This window comes from Streptomyces viridifaciens, from assembly GCF_001888885.2.
In the GTDB taxonomy this organism is placed as follows: Bacteria; Actinomycetota; Actinomycetes; order Streptomycetales; family Streptomycetaceae; genus Kitasatospora; species Kitasatospora aureofaciens.
Genome location: NZ_CP090840.1, coordinates 924,840 through 939,398 on the forward strand (window position 1 = coordinate 924,840; position 14,559 = coordinate 939,398).

Genomic DNA, 14,559 nt, shown 5'->3' on the forward strand with positions numbered 1-14,559 from the left:
TCGGCTTTGTGTTCCAAATCGGCTTCGGATCAACGAAGTTGACGGCCAGGTTGGAGTTCTCGGAATGGCACTTGACCTCTCCTCACTCATTCGGCCGATCTCGGCTTTCGTTCGCGGAAGCGGGGCCGGAATGACGGTGGGCCAGATCGCCGCATCGGCCGGACGTGCCGAGGGCCGGGCCGCCCGCGGCGGGCCTGCCGGGCTCCGTGCCAGCGGGGGCCTCGGGCCTCCTGGGGAGTGGGCCCGAAGCGGACTGGTGAGGGCGTACGCGCCGGGGGGTTCGGCTGCCGCCGCGGTCACGAGGCTCGCCGCGGCTCGCGGTCGAAGGCCACCGGGCGGCCACCGAGTCCCCCCGCGCCACGGCCGGTCGGCGATCTGGTCAGCCCGCTCGGGGATGGTGCGGCCGATGCCGCGGCGCCGCAGCAGGGCACGGATCACCTTCCAGCTGACGGCGACGAACTGGGTGCAGCCGTCGACGTTCCCACCGGTCAAGACCGGAGCCAGGGATCGGCCGAGTCCGTCGACGGCCAGCTGAAGCTTGGCGGTCAGCCCACCCCGGGAGCGGCCGGAGTGGGTGGCTACGTGCTGGGCGGCAGGGCTGAGAACCCCGCTGCCCGAAACCTCGTCGAGCAGCTGTCCCACCGAACGGGTGAAACCGGCGACGGCTACGCCCGCCCGGCCGCCTCGCCGACCAGTGCGTCCGAGACCGCCTCGGACCCGGCCGGACGGCTGGGATCGAACAGGCTCTCGCCCGCCTGCGCACTGGGTTCCGCTGCTTCATCGCCTCCGTGCGCGACCGGCCGGAGGACACCTGGCCCGCGCCCGCGAGGTAATCGAAAAGTACCCGTTCGACCCGGGCTCGCCCGGAGGTAATCCGCTTGAACGGCGCACTCGAACAGCACCATCATCGACGCCACCCCGTCGTGACGATCCGCCAACTCACTGTAATACGAGTCGACTTGGGCTGTTGGGTCGGCTGCTTCGGCGCTTCCTCACGTCCACGCACCGCTCTGCGTCTGGAGGATCTGTGGCCTGTCCCCCCGCCCCGGCGATCCACGTCCCACCCACCCCGCGCGCGTCCGCGTCACGCGAGGAGGCGAACGCGTGAGCACCACGACCACGGCGTCGGCCGGAGCCCCCGACGAGGAACTGCAGTGGCTCGCCGACGGGCGCCGCATCGCGGCGATCGAGGCGATCAGCGTCAGCGCGATGGCCCGCCGCCTGCCCGCGCTCGTCGTCCGCGCCTTCCGCCTCGGCTGGCGCATCGACCGCGCCTCCATCGCGCTGCTGCTGACCTGCCAGGCGGTGTCCGCCGTGCTCGGCGCGGCGGGGCTGTTCGCGACGACCGGCACGATCTCGGCGCTGTTCGGCCCCGGCCGGCTCGACGACAAGCTCGCCCACGCCGCGCCGTCGATCCTCGTGATCGCGGCGGCGGCCGGCGCCCGCTCCCTGCTGGCCATCACCATCCGGACCGTCACCATCCACCTGTCGCCGCGCATCTCCCGGGAGGCGGAGGCCGCGGTGCTGCGCGCCACCGTGGCGGCCGAACTGACCGCCTACGACCACGCCGGCTACAACGACGAACTGGAGGCCGCCGACCGCGGCGCCGAGGTCTGCGTGGACATCGTCGGGGAGGCGCAGAACCTGCTCGCCGCCCTCGCCTCGCTCGTCGGCGCGGCCGGCGTGCTGACCGTGCTCCACCCCGCCCTGCTGCCCCTGCTGGTGCTGGCGGCGCTGCCACAGGGGATCGCGTCCGTGCACGCCGCCCGGGTGCAGTTCCTGGCGAACCGGGCGGCGATCGGCGACCGCCGGATCATGGCGAACCTGCGCTGGTACATCCACCTCAAGCGCAACGCCGACCAGGTCCGCTCCGACACCATGGGCGACTTCCTGCTCGCCAAGTACGACCAGGTCGGCCGGCGGCTGGACGCCACCTCGCGGCGGGCGGCCCGGCAGAGCGCCCGGGTGTCGGTGATCGGGGCCGCCGCGTCCGGCCTCGGGACCGCGGTGGTGTGGGGGGCGATGCTGTGGCTGGTCAGCACCGGCCGCATGAGCCTGCCGCGCGGCGGCGCGGCGGTGTTCGCCCTGACCGCGGTCAGCACCAGCCTGCACGGCATCGTCGGCTACGGAGCGGACCTCTTCCGCACCGGCATGTACCTGGACGACTGGTCGAGCTTCCTCGACACCGCCGGCGGCCACCGCCCCCGGCGCGGCACCGAAACGCCCGAGCCGCCGCGCCGGATCACCGTGGAGAACCTCGGCTACGCCTACCCCGCCTCCGACCGCAAGGCGCTGGACGGGGTCGACCTCCACGTCGAACGCGGCGAGATCCTCGCCCTGGTCGGGGAGAACGGGTCCGGCAAGACCACCCTCTCCAAACTCCTCGCGGGCCTCTACCTGCCCGACACCGGATCGGTGTGCTGGGACGGCCGCGACACCCGCGACCTCGACCCGCACGCCCTGTGGCGCCAGGTCGCCGTGGTCCCGCAGGACTACGCCCGCTGGCCGCTCACCTGCCGCGAGAACATCACGCTCGGTCAGCCCACCGCCGAGGGCGACGCGGCGGTCCTGCGCGCCGCCGACGCCTCCGGGGCGGCCGACGTCGTCGCCAAGCTCCGCCGGGGCCTGTCCACCCTGCTGGCAGTGGAGTGGATGGGCGGCGAGGAACTCTCCGGCGGGCAGTGGCAACGCCTGGCCATCGCCCGCGCGTTCCACCGCGAGGCCGGCCTCCTCGTCCTCGATGAGCCCACCGCCGCTCTCGACCCGCGCGCCGAGCACCGCATCTTCCAGAACCTGCGGGCCGTCGCCCGCGAGCGGGCCGTCGTCCTGGTCACCCACCGGCTCACTAACGTGGCCGTCGCCGACCGGATCGTCGTCCTCGAGGACGGCCGGATCCTCCAGCAGGGCACCTTCGCCGAACTGGTGGCCGACCAGAACGGCCGCTTCCGGGAACTGTGGGACCTGCAGAACGAACGCACCGGCCTCCCCTCCCAGAGGGGCGTGCCGGTCGGGGAGAACAGGGAGCCCCTCCAGTGATCGACTTCGATGTGCTGACCGGCCCGGCCCTGCGCGAGGGCATCGAGCGGATCTGCGTCGGCGTGGTCGCCCGCGACGCCTCCGGCCGCGTCCTCGGGATGCGCTCGACCGCCGACCCGGACGTATGGGACATGCCCGGCGGCACCGTCGAACACGGCGAGAGCCCCTTCGACGCCGCAGTGCGCGAGGCCCGCGAGGAGCTGGGCCTGGACCTGGCCGCGGAGAACCCGCAGGCGCTCCGGCGGCGCCTGGTCGCCGTGATCCACACCCAGGCCGACGCCGACCACCCGGTTCCGGCTGCCGGCTACGTGTTCGACGGCGGCACGCTGACCGCGGAACAGCAGGCCCGGATCCGGCTCGATCCGGCCGAGCACACCGAGTTCCGGTTCGAGGCGGCCCACGACTGGCGCCACCACATGACCCCACCCACTACCAGCGGCTCCGGCAGGTGCTGCGCGCCCACCGCTCCGGTGTACCGCTCTGCCCGGAGCGCCCCGCCCCCGACGGCGACGGCTTCGAGGGCGTCCTGCTCTTCGTCACCGACCGCGCGGGCCGACTGCTGATGCACCAGCGCGAAGCCGGGCCGGGCATGGCCTGGCCCGGCTACTGGACCCCGATCGGCGGCCGACGCGAGGCCGACGAGAGCGCCCGGGAGAGCGCGGTGCGCGAGGTCCGCGAGGAGGCCGGCATCGAGATCACCGGACTGCGGCCCCTCCCCGGCCCACGCCCCGACCTCGACCTCCCACTCACCCGCGCCCTGCACGCCGTCTGGACCGGCCCCGAGGGCGACCTGCGGCTCGGTGACGGGGGCCTGGCCGTGCGCATGGTCCCCTTCGGCGAGGTGCTCGACCTCAAGGTCCCGCCGTACATGCACCACTACCTGCCGCTGCTCACCGCAGCGACGGCCGAACAGCCCGACCAGCCCACGGGGAGGAACTCGTGACCCAGCCCGACCACACCGGCCACCCGGCGGAAACGGTGACGGCCAGGCCCGCGACGGACCCGCTGACGCTGGTCGTCGGGGTCCACCTCGTCCTTGCCGACGACGGCGCGGTGCTTCTCGGTCGGCGCCGCAACACCAGCTACGCCGCCGGCCTGTGGCACCTCCCGGCCGTTCACTAGGCAAGCCGTGTGTCGTGATTGAAGTTGTCGGCTTTGCGTTCCACAGCGTATCCGGCTCTACCTTCGAGAAGGGTTGAGATCAGTCTTGAACGTGGACACTTCGAGCGATGCGCCCGTGTTGGGCGACGTGCTGCTCGGCTTCTGGTCGGCTCGGGACCGCTTCCTGGAGGCGGGCTTGGCGACCAACCGCAGCGACCCGATCGGCGGCCTCGCGGAGTCTCTTGCCGCTGCAGCGTTTTGGTCGAGTGCCTCGGTGCGGGCGACCTGCGAGAGGGCACGCGGCGTCCGCACTGGGATCGACCGCTCAGGCGAGTTCGGGCCGGCGCTTGGCTCCATGCCGGTGGCGGGGAACGGTCGTAGGAACTCACTGGCTGTCGACCTTGCGGTGCCCTGGCGGTCCTTGGTGGAGCGGGTGCCGACGTTGGCGGACTTCGCGCGCCAGCGCCAAGGCGAGCGGTGGGCATGGGATGTGGCTTCAGGCGGGGCGTACGGCATCGGATCCGACGGGCCGCCTCAGAACCAATACGCGGGGCTGGCCCGACTGCAGGTCAAGGCCCGCTTCGCACCTGATGCGCCGAGCCACGGCCCGTTGGATGCGGTGCCCTTCGAGCTGGTGCGCGACGGTCCGGTGCCCGCGAATGACCTGTACGTGCTGGTGATGTTCGCCCGGATCGACGAGGAGTACCGCGACCTGAGAGCGCATAACTTCGTCTGGACGGCGGTGATCGTCACGAACGAGTGCCTGCGTGCTCTGGACCACGGTGTCTCCTCGGCAAAGCTCGACTGGAAGGAGATCCACTCCTGGTGGGGTGAGGGGAGATCGTTGCCGGCTGGCGTCCACGACGTGACCGGACTTCTGAGGTCCGTTCCGATTCCGGGCTGGTAGGTGTGTGGGTCCGTCCAGCCGCATCCGGGCGTTCACCAGGGCTCGGGGGCACTCCGGGACGTAAGCGCCAGCCGCCGGGCGACGAGAGCACGGAGATCAGGCCGTGTCGACCGGACACCGTCAGGCCTGGACCAGGCGAAACGATCGTGTTCTGTCTGGTTGATCCGGACTGGCCCGCGACTGGGCGGTTCCTCGGCGGCGAAGAAGAACCCCCTGCTGGCGGGCAGCAGGGGGTTCTCGTGGGCTGGGTAGTCCAGGTGGCCGATGTACAGCGCGCTGGCGATGGCCAGCCCGGCCTCCTCCTGGACCTCACGCGCGAGAGCTTCGGCGAGAGATTCGCCGGTCTCGACGCCGCCGCCGGGCGGTTCCCAGCGGCCGGCCCAGGAGTCCGACGCCGCGCGTCGGAGCATCAGGAGCCGGCCGTGGCGGACGATGAGTGCACCAACGCAGAAGGCGTCGTATCCGTCTACGCGGGCCTGGTCGATGAGCTCACGGTGCACGATCAGCGGGTGACGAGTTCCCGTACGGCGTCGCTGACGGCGGGGATCTCGTCGGGTCCGGCCCACTCGTGCGCGTCGTGCTCGGTGAGGGTGACCGGGCCGGTCCGGGTGACGGTGACCTCGAAGGTCAGCTGCCGGGTGAGGGCGCCGCTGCCGGAGGTGTAGTCGAAGTGCCCGAGATACTTCTCGACCGCGTCGATCCGCAGGCCGGTCTCCTCGTCGACCTCCCGCAGCAGGGCCTGCTCGATGCGCTCGCCCCTCTCGACCTTGCCCGACGGCAGCTCCCACAGGCCGGCCATGAACTCGCCTGCCGGGCGCCGCAGGAACAGCATGCGGTCGCCGTCGGTGATCACGGCGGCCACGACGAACCGTTCCACCCCGTCCGTCTCGGCGGCGGCGCGGATGGTGTCCTCGAACGTGGGGTCGGCGAAGGGAGAGTTCATAGCAGCTCCTTGTGGTGGTCGCTCACCTTGATGGCCGCGCGGATGTACTGCTCGGCCAGCGGACGATCCTGTTCACGATGCCAGACCGGGAGCTTGATCGTGTGCGCGTGGGTGTGCTCGGCGACCGGGAAGTCCCCTGCCCGGTAGCGGCGGTGAGCGTGCGGGTGGCCAGGGAACAGCATGGCCGGGCTCTGGTACAGCGGCAGCTGGTTCATGGGGCAGGTGGAGCCCGGCCGGTCGAACTCGACCGCGCCCTCGGCGACCAGGGCCTGGTGGAACCGCTCGACGCTGAGGCCACCGAGCTCCTGGGGGCGGTAGGTGAGCGTCAACCCGTACCAGGACGGGACCACTCCTTCGGGCATCGGGATGACCTCCAGCCCGGGAATCCGGGCGAACTCCTCGGTCAGGTAGCGGGCGATCTCCGCCCGTCCGGCGAGGTAGCCGTCGAGGCGGCCGAGCTGGTCGTGCGCGATGGCGGCGGCCAGCGGGTGGATGCGGAGCTTGAGGCCGGACCCGGTGACCGCGTACTTCGCGAGCGGGTGCTTGGCCGGGATCTCGGACTTGGCGCGCTTGTTGTAGTGGCCGAACGTCAGGAGCCGGTAGTACGTGTCGTCGTCGTCCGTGAGGACGAACCCGCCCTCGCCGCCGGACAGCGGCTTGGGGCCGTTGAGCGAGAAGGCACCGGCCAGGCCGAAGGTGCCGACCTTCTTGCCGCCGTGGGAGGCGCCGTGGGCGTGGGAGCCGTCCTCCAGCAGGAGGAGGGGTAGTCGATCTGGGCGGTAGCCGCGCTGGCCGGGGCTTGCGGGCGCGACAGCTCGTCGACGACCTTGCCGTGCACATCGAGGCGCTGGACCTGGCCCTTCGTCAGCAGGACGGAGCCGAGGGTGCCGACCACGTGCAGTTTCTCGGTCTTCGGGGCCATCCAGCGGGACAGGAGCACGGTGCCGTACAGGTCGTTGTCGTAGCCGAGCTGGATGACGGCGGTGTCCTCGGCGTCGTACCCGCCGTCGGGCAGCGCGGCGGTCGAGAAGTCGGCCATGATCCGGTTAGGCATCCCGAAGTACCACAGCAGCAAGTCAACGATGTGGTAGCCCATGTCGATGATGCAGCCGCCGCCGGCCTGGCTGACGTCTCCGCGCCAGCCGGCGCCGGGGTCGTCGGTGTGGAAGGTGTACTGGCCGTCGATGAGGAACGGGGTGCCGATCTGGTCCAGGAGCTGGACCACGGACGCGTGGAGCGGGTTGAAGCGCCGTTGGAGCGTGACCATCAGCTCCACCTGGGCCTGCTGGCAGATCGCGGCGAGCTCGCGCGCCTCCGGCAGGGAGGTGGCGAACGGCTTCTCCTTGAGGACGTGCACGCCTCGGACGGCGCACTCCTCGATCACGGCCCGACCGGCGTGGTGCGGGACCGCGACGATGACGAAGTCCGGCGCCACGTTGTCCAGCAGGTCGGCGGCCCGGGTGAAGCCCGGAACGTCGTGCGTGTCCTGCTGGGCCCGCAGGGTGTCCGGGTCGTTGTCGCAGACCGCGACCAACTCGGCCCGGTTGGAGGCGAGCAGGCCGGGAAGGTGGTCTTCGAGTGCCTGGTGTCCGAGGCCGATGACCGCCGCGCGTCGTTTCATGGGCTGACTCCTTCCGCTTCGTGAGGGAACTTGTCGATGCGTGTCGAGTACAGCGCCAACTCCGCTTTCCTGGACAGGCATTGTCTGTAGTCCCGGGGTTGTCCCGCGCTCGCGCGCAGTAGGCTGCCTGTCACTGTCGATGATGGAATTGGCCCCGTGGACGACCCGATCCGGCACCCCCTCGCCTACGCCCGCGAACTGCGCGGGTGGTCACAGAACGACCTCGTCGTGTTCCTCGACCGGGCCGCCCGCAAGCACGGGCTCCGCTCCGGCGCGGACAAGACGGCCGTCAGCCGGTGGGAGAACTGGCGCAAGCAGCCGAACCTGGACTCCCAGATCCTGATCGCGGAAGCCTTCGACGTTCCGATCGCCGACATGGAGCTGTTCGGGTGGCCCGACTGGCTGCCCGGCCGCGAGGTTCCGCTGCCACTGGGATCGGCGTACACCGTCCAAGCACTTCGAGATGCACAGAGAGCCGCCATGGACCGCCGCAGCTTCATGACCTTCAGCGCCGTCTCACTGGCCGGCCTCGCCGCCCAGTGGGCCACGATCGAGCCCGATCGCCTGACTTCCGCCCTGGACGGCAGGACGGCCGTGGACCCCGGGCTCGTGGACTGGCTGGAGGAAACCAGCGCGAAGCTGACGACGCTGCCCACCGAACAGCGCCAGCACACGATCAAGCTGATGGACGCTCATCTCGCCACCGTCACTGACCTGATCGAGGGCGGCGGCCACGCCGAGCACGTCTCCAAGCGGCTGCACCTCCTGGCCGCGTCACTGGCCACCACCTGCGGCTGGTACCGCTTCGACCAGGGAAAGCACTTCGCCGCGGGAAAGCTCTGGGCAGGGGCCTTGCAAGCCGCCAACGCCGCAGGTGACCGCGACTTCGGCGCCGGTGTGCTCTCCGACTTCGCCTACCAGTCGAACTGGATCGGCCAGCCGAACATCTCGGTGGACCAGCTCGGCCACGCACTGTCCGGTACCAAGCACCCCACCGCCCGGTCGCTGCTGTTCCTCCGGCGGGCCAGGGCCTACGCCGCGCTCGGCGAACGCTCCGCGTGCTACCGCGACCTGTCCGACGCCGAGACCGCACTGTCGACGCGGGCCAGCGACCCCGCGCCAGGCTGGTGCGCGTGGATGAGCCCCGCGGACCTCGCGGTCGACTCCGGCCAGTGCCTGCTCGATCTCGGCCGGGCCGACGAGGCGCACGTCAGGATGGCCGAGGGCCTGGCCCTCCTACCCAAGGCCCGGGACAAGACGCGTGGCATCTTCCTGACCTACCAGGCCAAGGGCTTCCTGCGGTCCAACGACGTCGAGCAGGCTCTCGCCGTCACCACCGAATCCCTCGATCTGGCCACCCGCATCGGCGCCGAGCGGTGCGTCACCCTGGTCCGCGAACTCGCGCCGGCGTTCAAGCCGTACCGCCAGGTTGACGGCGTCGCCGATCTCATCGAGCGCGTCCGGGCTGCGTGACGGGCGCTCGGATCAGAGTCGCGGTGATCAGCGGCCCGGAGAGGATGATCCGAGCCGCCGTCGTCAGGAGGCTGCCAAGCGCCAGTCTGCGAGGCCCGGCCCGATGCGGGTCGCGGGGCCGGGCTTCGCGCCGCTGTCAGCGAGAAGTGCTGGATGTGCTCGCAGGAGCGCACGTCTTGGGGGTGGCGTCGTGGTGGTGTCCGGCGAGCCAGAGCCCGGCGAGGAGTCCTGCGATCGCCAGGACCTTGTGCCGGTTCTGCTTCCACCATGACGGTGATCCGGCTGCCATGAAGCACAGTTGCGTGAACTCAGGATGCTCGCGGGGCGGCGTGTCCTTGAACAATCCCATCTCTGGTGAACCTCCTCTCCCCCTTGGGAGGTTCATGACCATACGGCGCTCTCTGCCTTGATCGCAGACATTTACTGACCTTGGCGCTTCGAGGTGATTGGCCTGTTTGTGTAGCTGACTGACGGCCATGTGCGCGCTATGCCGTTGGTATGCGCTATGCGGATGGGGGCGGGCTGACGGCGAAGGCACGTCAGCGCCGCGAGGCGGTGCGGCTGGAAGCCGCCGAGTTGTTCGACGAAGGTGTCCCACCGAAGGAGGTTGCCCGCAGGTTGCGGGTGACCACGAAGTCGGCCTACCAGTGGCACCAGGCCTGGCGGGAGGGCGGGGCCGGGGCGCTGGCTTCACGGGGACCGGGTGGGCAGCGTTGCAAGCTGTCGGCGCGGTGCCGGGCGAAGCTGGCCGAGTACCTTGAGCAGGGGCCGGCCGTGCACGGCTGGGACGAGGACCAGGTGTGGACCGGCGCTCGGGTGGCGACGCTGATCGGGCGGAAGTTCCACGTCACTTACAGCGTCTCGGGGGCCACCCGCCTGATGCACCGACTCGGCTTCACCCCGCAGGTCCCCACGCGGCGTGCCGCGGAACGCGACGAGCAAGCCGTGTCCGCGTGGATGGAGGTGACCTGGGCGGAGGTAAAAGCACCCGGGCGGCCTGCGACGGATGGCTCTGCTTCGAGGACGAAGCCGGGTTCACCCGCAGACCGCCCAAGGCACGCACGTGGGGACGCCGTGGCATCACCCCGGTCGTGAGGGTGGGCGGCCGGGGCTCCGGACGGGTCTCGGTCGCCGGGCTGATCGCGATGCGGCCGGGCTCGCGGACCCGGCTCTGTCACCGGCTGCGGTGCCATACCGGGCGCAAGGGCGAACGCCGCAGCCTGTCCGAGCGCGACTACATCGGGCTGATAGACGGGGTCCACCAGCTGGTCAAGGCGCCGATCGTGCTGGTGTGGGACCGGTTGAACACCCATGTCTCCCATGCCATGCGCGACCTGATCAACGCGCGGGACTGGCTGACGGTGTTCATCCTGCCCGCATACGCACCCGAGCTGAACGCGGTCGAGTACCTATGGGCCCACGTCAAACGCAGCCTGGCGAACCTCGCCAGCGTCGCTCCGGAGCGACTCGCCGCGCTCGTCCGCAACCGCCTCAAACAGCTTCAGTACCGCTCCGACGTCCTCGACGACTTCCTCGCCGGGACCGGACTCTCCCTCGACCTCCCACCGCCATCACCTTGAAGCGCCGAAGTCAGTAGCCTCCAGATGACCGACCTTGGTGGTGCCGGTCAGGACGACGGCTCGGCAGAAGGCCGCCACATGGACTTTCCGCCGAAGCCGAGGGAGCACCGCGGTCGTGCTGAATCTCTCCCGGACGAACACCGTCAGCAACCGTCTCGCCCGATGGGCAGCAGGTCGCGCAGTCCTTCGGCGAAGACCGGGTACGTGTACCGGTCGGTGCCGGAGCCCGGCATCTCCAGCTTCTTGAGCTGGCCGCCGACGATGTGGGAGACAAGTGGCACGGGCAGGGCGTCCGGCCAGAGGCCGGTGCGCTTGCCCTCGGTGAGCACGCGGCGGAAGGCGCCGGTGGATCCGCGCAGGTTCCGGCCGTTCGCCTTCAACTCCTCTGCGGCACATTCGCCTTCGCCTTCGACGACCTGGAGCAGGATCTGCTGGGCACGGGGCGGGAGCCGGTCGTAGTACGAGCGGGCCCGCTCCGGTGTCCAGCGGTCGTCGGGCACTGCGGTCACGACGGCGGCGGGCATGGCGGCGAGGGCGAGCAGTTTCTCGAGGGCCTCGGGGGTCGGGTCCTCCACAGTGATCGTGATCTTCATGGCTGACACCTTTGCAGCGCGGGGCCTTGAACACAAATAACATCACTAAACGCGCGCCGCCGACGACCTCGCCACCGCCCGGCCGGCACCCACCAGCCGGACCTACGCCGAACAGTGGCGCTCCTTCGCCCGCCGCACCGAACAGACCGCCTACCACCGCATCGACGCTATCGTCTTCGAACACCTGGAGGACGGCACGTGCGGCAGTACATCGCCCGGCTCACGACGCCGTGGCGGCCGGCAGCCACTGCCGCCGGGAACGTACCACGGCGCTCACAGTGCCAACGAAGCGTTGGCACAAGGTGATTGAGAAAACGTCCCTGCAGTTCATCGGGTGTCCGGGCCTGCACGAATGAGTAGCCGTACTCATGCACCTCTCCCCGTTCGGCTGGCGCAAGCCGGAGCCTGGTTCTGGGCCATCGCGCCGCGCTACCTCCTGATCCTGCGGCCCCGGTCGTCACGACCCTGGGCACCGTGCTCCTGGCCGTCGCCGGCACCAACCGCATCTTCCACGGCCTGCTCGACGCCCGTACCCTCGGCTTGCTCGTTCCGCTCATGTGCGCAAGCCGGGCCACCCTGGCGGCCACCTCCGTCCCCCTCAGGCCCAGGGCGGCCCGCCCGTCCCCTCCGCCCACAGGGCGAGGGCCCGCCGGTCGACGGCCCTGATGCCGACCTGGGCGCAGAACGCGGCCGCGGCCTTCGTGAAGGAGCTGGTGGTCACCACGGCGGCCAGGTCGCAGCGGTGCACGTCGCGGTAGGTGCCGTTGACCCTCTGGACGTCCTGCGAACCGACGAAGGTCCGCGGGCCGTAGCGCTTGGCCTGGATCAGGATCCGCTGCCCGGTGGGCGTGGTGGCCAGCACGTCCGCGGCGAGGTCCCCGGCTCCGCCGACCACCGACACCTTCGTACAGCCGTCCCGCCGGCACAGGTCCGCCAACGCGTGCTCGAACGCCTTCGGGGTCATCGACAGGAACGGCTCGATGTGCCGCAACTGCGCCGCCCGCACGTCGAGTTCCCGCTGCCGCACGCGCACGCGCGAACGCAGCACGGCCACACCCGCCCCCGCCCCGACGACCAGCAGCCCGGCCACCAGCACCAGGTGCTGGACCAGCCAGTGCACCGCCACCGACACCACCGCGAGTCCGGCCACCGCGGCGATCCCCACCAGCAGCATGTTGTCCCCGGCCTGCCGCACCCAACGGGCGGTGCTGCGCGACCGACGCCGCCGAACAGGCCTGCGAGCCACGGCATTCCCCCTCACACCCCGGTATCCGTGCGAGCGTAGAAGCCCTCGCCACCGCGCCGCCGGGTTGCGGCACCGAGTTGGCCGGAACCCGGCGCCCGACGGCCAGTACCAGCTCCCGGTCGTCCGCCCGCCGTCGCGTCACAGCCCGGTGGCCAGCCAGACGGTCACGGCGGCGGTGACGACGAGCCCGGCGTTGAGGGCGATCCGGCGGTCCTCGCCGGTCAGGTGCACGGCGATCGCGCCGGCCTGCAGGAGTACGAGGCCGATGGCCGCTGCCGGCGCCAGCGGGACGGCGATGCCGGTCAGCGGTGGCAGGACCAGGCCCGCCGCGCCGAGCACCTCGACCGCGCCCAGCGCCCTGACGGCGGGCAGGGGTACGCGGTCGACCCAGGCCATCATGGGCCGCAGCTGGTCGCGGCTGCGGATCAGCTTCAGCGTGCCGGCGTAGAGGTAGAAGAGCGCGAGTAGCCCCGCGACGATCCAGTAGGAGATGTTCATGGTTTCCGTTCATGGGCCACCGGGGTCACGGGGGCCGTGGCGACGTCGGGTTCGGACGTGCTCGGCTTCAGGCGAGGTCGGTGGCGGGCTCGGTCGCGTAGCGGCTCATCGCGTCGATGTTCGCCTGGGGTGTCAGCGGCCGCCCGCCGTCGAGCGCGTCCTGGAGGTCCCGGAAGTACTGGACGTACAGGGCGGGGGTGAAGGTGCTGAGCAGGACGGCGGGTTCGTCGGTCAGGTTGGCGAAGGTGTGCGGGGTGCCGGGCGGAACCATCACCAGCGTGCCCGCGGCGGCCTCGTGGTCCTGGTCCCCCACGGTGAACCGCACCGTCCCGGAGAGGATGTAGAAGCCCTCGTCGTGCCGGGCGTGGCGGTGCTGCGGCGGCCCCTGGGTGTGCGGGGCGAGGACGGACTCGGCGATCGCGAGGCGGTGCCCGGTGTGGCTGCCGTCCTCCAGGACGCGCATGCGCGTGGTGCCCAGAACGATCGTCTCGCCCTCGCCGGGGCCCACCACCGACAGGGCGGGGCGGTTCTGCGCTTCGCTGTTCTTCGTGTCTTCGGTCATGCCCCCGAGTCCACCGCCGCAGGCCCGTCGGCGTCCAAGACCCGTTCCGGGGCCCCGATACCTCCCGGGTATCGTTGCAGCGTGGAGCTACGCACCTTGCGCTACTTCGTGGCGGTCGCCGAGGAACTCCACTTCGGCCGGGCCGCCACCCGACTGCACATCAGTCAGCCGCCGCTGAGCCGGGCGATCAAGCAGCTGGAGGCGGAGGTCGGGGCCCTGCTGTTCACCCGCTCGCCCACGGGGGTCATGCTCACCGCGGTGGGCTCGGTGCTGCTCGACGAGGCGCGGTCCCTCCTCGACCATGCCGACCGCGTCCGGGTGCGCGTGAGCGCGGCAGCCGGCGTCGCGACCCTGACCGTCGGCATCCTGGGCGACGGCACCGACCCGGGGGTGGCCAGGTTGGCCGCCGCCTTCCGCCGGAGCCACCCCGGCGTCGACATCCGCATCCGCGACGCCGACCTGACCGACCCGACCTGCGGGCTGCGCGCCGGACTGGTCGACATCGCGCTGACCCGGGCGCCCTTCGACGAGACCGCCCTGACGGTGCGTGCGCTGCGGACCGACCCGGTCGGCGTGGTCCTGCGCGCCGACGACCCGCTGGCCCGCCGCGACGGGCTGCGCCTGGCCGAGCTGGACGACCGCCGCTGGTTCCAGTTCCCGCCGGGCACCGACCCCGAGTGGCAGTCGTACTGGAACGGCGGCACGCCGCGCGAGGGGCCGGTTGTGCGCGCCGTCCAGGAATGTCTGCAGACCGTGCTGTGGAACGGCACGGTCGGTCTGGCCCCGCTCGGGCACGACCTGCCTGCGGAGCTGGCCGTGGTGCCACTGGTCGACATGCCGCCGAGCCGCGTGGTGGCGGTGTGGAACGAGGGCGACACCAACCCGTTGATCCGGTCCTTCGTCAGGACCGCGACGGCCGCCTACCGCCGCTGAGCTTCCTGTTCAACATCCCATCCGGCCTCGTCGGCGGCCACCTGGCCCGGCGCAACCTGCCAGCTG

At 71.1% G+C, this 14,559-nt stretch carries 16 protein-coding genes and 1 pseudogene; 8 read left to right on the plus strand and 9 right to left on the minus strand.

What is annotated here, in order from left to right; all coding sequences use genetic code 11:
- The first annotated feature begins 1,104 nt into the window (after positions 1-1,104).
- The 5 genes from BOQ63_RS04240 to BOQ63_RS04260 all read left to right on the plus strand — a co-directional run bounded on the left by BOQ63_RS04240 (position 1,105) and on the right by BOQ63_RS04260 (position 5,044).
- Positions 1,105-3,036 (plus strand): ABC transporter ATP-binding protein, encoded by a 1,932-nt coding sequence (locus BOQ63_RS04240; protein ID WP_063737845.1) that lies wholly within the window; start codon positions 1,105-1,107, stop codon positions 3,034-3,036.
- On the plus strand, positions 3,033-3,599 hold the full coding sequence (locus BOQ63_RS04245; RefSeq protein WP_072653417.1) for an NUDIX domain-containing protein: 567 nt from the start codon (positions 3,033-3,035) through the stop codon (positions 3,597-3,599). Before BOQ63_RS04240 ends, BOQ63_RS04245 begins: the two co-directional genes overlap by 4 nt.
- Positions 3,599-3,979 carry an NUDIX hydrolase gene (locus BOQ63_RS04250; RefSeq protein WP_143174618.1) on the plus strand — a complete coding sequence of 127 codons (381 nt, stop codon included), beginning with the start codon at positions 3,599-3,601 and terminating at the stop codon, positions 3,977-3,979. Before BOQ63_RS04245 ends, BOQ63_RS04250 begins: the two co-directional genes overlap by 1 nt.
- Entirely contained in the window at positions 3,976-4,158 is a 183-nt protein-coding gene (locus tag BOQ63_RS04255; protein ID WP_030555775.1) for an NUDIX hydrolase, read from the plus strand. The genes BOQ63_RS04250 and BOQ63_RS04255 overlap by 4 nt, the downstream gene beginning before the upstream one ends.
- Before the next feature lie 91 nt (positions 4,159-4,249).
- Complete coding sequence (locus BOQ63_RS04260; RefSeq protein ID WP_030599174.1) at positions 4,250-5,044, plus strand: hypothetical protein; 795 nt, start codon at positions 4,250-4,252, stop codon at positions 5,042-5,044.
- A 32-nt stretch (positions 5,045-5,076) separates the two neighbouring features.
- Here the strand turns inward: BOQ63_RS04260 and BOQ63_RS04265 are convergent, their stop codons facing one another.
- The 4 genes and pseudogenes from BOQ63_RS04265 to BOQ63_RS04280 all read right to left on the minus strand — a co-directional run.
- On the minus strand, positions 5,077-5,544 hold the full coding sequence (locus BOQ63_RS04265; RefSeq protein WP_050366242.1) for an NUDIX hydrolase: 468 nt from the start codon (positions 5,542-5,544) through the stop codon (positions 5,077-5,079).
- 2 nt (positions 5,545-5,546) lie between these two features.
- Positions 5,547-5,987, minus strand: a complete 441-nt coding sequence (locus BOQ63_RS04270) for an NUDIX domain-containing protein (RefSeq protein WP_030555778.1) — start codon at positions 5,985-5,987, stop codon at positions 5,547-5,549.
- Complete coding sequence (locus BOQ63_RS04275) at positions 5,984-6,913, minus strand: DegT/DnrJ/EryC1/StrS family aminotransferase (protein ID WP_078939075.1); 930 nt, start codon at positions 6,911-6,913, stop codon at positions 5,984-5,986. The genes BOQ63_RS04270 and BOQ63_RS04275 overlap by 4 nt, the downstream gene beginning before the upstream one ends.
- Positions 6,841-7,689 (minus strand): annotated as a pseudogene (locus BOQ63_RS04280) (Gfo/Idh/MocA family protein); the annotation flags it as partial. The pseudogene BOQ63_RS04280 and the gene BOQ63_RS04275, both read right to left, overlap by 73 nt.
- 75 nt (positions 7,690-7,764) lie before the next feature.
- On the opposite strand from BOQ63_RS04280, the gene BOQ63_RS04285 reads away from it, so the two are divergent.
- Entirely contained in the window at positions 7,765-9,081 is a 1,317-nt protein-coding gene (locus BOQ63_RS04285; protein WP_072653421.1) for a helix-turn-helix transcriptional regulator, read from the plus strand.
- Between the two features lie 136 nt (positions 9,082-9,217).
- Here the strand turns inward: BOQ63_RS04285 and BOQ63_RS04290 are convergent, their stop codons facing one another.
- Positions 9,218-9,430 (minus strand): hypothetical protein, encoded by a 213-nt coding sequence (locus tag BOQ63_RS04290; protein WP_141763718.1) that lies wholly within the window; start codon positions 9,428-9,430, stop codon positions 9,218-9,220.
- A 149-nt stretch (positions 9,431-9,579) separates the two neighbouring features.
- Here BOQ63_RS04290 and BOQ63_RS04295 point away from each other — a divergent pair.
- Positions 9,580-10,661, plus strand: a protein-coding gene (locus tag BOQ63_RS04295; protein ID WP_454130594.1) for an IS630 family transposase whose coding sequence is annotated in 2 segments (ribosomal slippage) — positions 9,580-10,065 and positions 10,068-10,661 — 1,080 coding nt in all. Because the reading frame shifts where the segments join, the coding sequence is not laid out codon by codon here.
- A 143-nt stretch (positions 10,662-10,804) separates the two neighbouring features.
- Here the strand turns inward: BOQ63_RS04295 and BOQ63_RS04300 are convergent.
- The 4 genes from BOQ63_RS04300 to BOQ63_RS04315 all read right to left on the minus strand — a co-directional run bounded on the left by BOQ63_RS04300 (position 10,805) and on the right by BOQ63_RS04315 (position 13,560).
- Positions 10,805-11,254 carry a hypothetical protein gene (locus tag BOQ63_RS04300; protein ID WP_050366302.1) on the minus strand — a complete coding sequence of 150 codons (450 nt, stop codon included), beginning with the start codon at positions 11,252-11,254 and terminating at the stop codon, positions 10,805-10,807.
- 598 nt (positions 11,255-11,852) lie between these two features.
- Entirely contained in the window at positions 11,853-12,449 is a 597-nt protein-coding gene (locus BOQ63_RS04305) for a restriction endonuclease (RefSeq protein WP_141763717.1), read from the minus strand.
- A gap of 189 nt (positions 12,450-12,638) precedes the next feature.
- On the minus strand, positions 12,639-12,998 hold the full coding sequence (locus tag BOQ63_RS04310; protein WP_030556065.1) for a DoxX family protein: 360 nt from the start codon (positions 12,996-12,998) through the stop codon (positions 12,639-12,641).
- A gap of 67 nt (positions 12,999-13,065) precedes the next feature.
- On the minus strand, positions 13,066-13,560 hold the full coding sequence (locus tag BOQ63_RS04315; protein WP_072653422.1) for a cupin domain-containing protein: 495 nt from the start codon (positions 13,558-13,560) through the stop codon (positions 13,066-13,068).
- A gap of 81 nt (positions 13,561-13,641) precedes the next feature.
- On the opposite strand from BOQ63_RS04315, the gene BOQ63_RS04320 reads away from it, so the two are divergent.
- A complete protein-coding gene (locus tag BOQ63_RS04320) occupies positions 13,642-14,493 on the plus strand; it encodes a LysR family transcriptional regulator (RefSeq protein WP_360334207.1) in 852 nt (283 codons plus the stop codon).
- Positions 14,494-14,559: the final 66 nt, after the last annotated feature.

Excerpts from the sequence above, each read along its gene's own strand:
- BOQ63_RS04270 (WP_030555778.1), bottom strand. The coding sequence starts at position 5,987 with ATGAACTCTCCCTTCGCCGACCCCACGTTCGAGGACACCATCCGCGCC.
- BOQ63_RS04300 (WP_050366302.1), bottom strand. The coding sequence starts at position 11,254 with ATGAAGATCACGATCACTGTGGAGGACCCGACCCCCGAGGCCCTCGAG.
- BOQ63_RS04250 (WP_143174618.1), top strand. The coding sequence starts at position 3,599 with ATGCACCAGCGCGAAGCCGGGCCGGGCATGGCCTGGCCCGGCTACTGG.
- BOQ63_RS04290 (WP_141763718.1), bottom strand. The coding sequence starts at position 9,430 with ATGGGATTGTTCAAGGACACGCCGCCCCGCGAGCATCCTGAGTTCACG.
- BOQ63_RS04310 (WP_030556065.1), bottom strand. The coding sequence starts at position 12,998 with ATGAACATCTCCTACTGGATCGTCGCGGGGCTACTCGCGCTCTTCTAC.
- BOQ63_RS04315 (WP_072653422.1), bottom strand. The coding sequence starts at position 13,560 with ATGACCGAAGACACGAAGAACAGCGAAGCGCAGAACCGCCCCGCCCTG.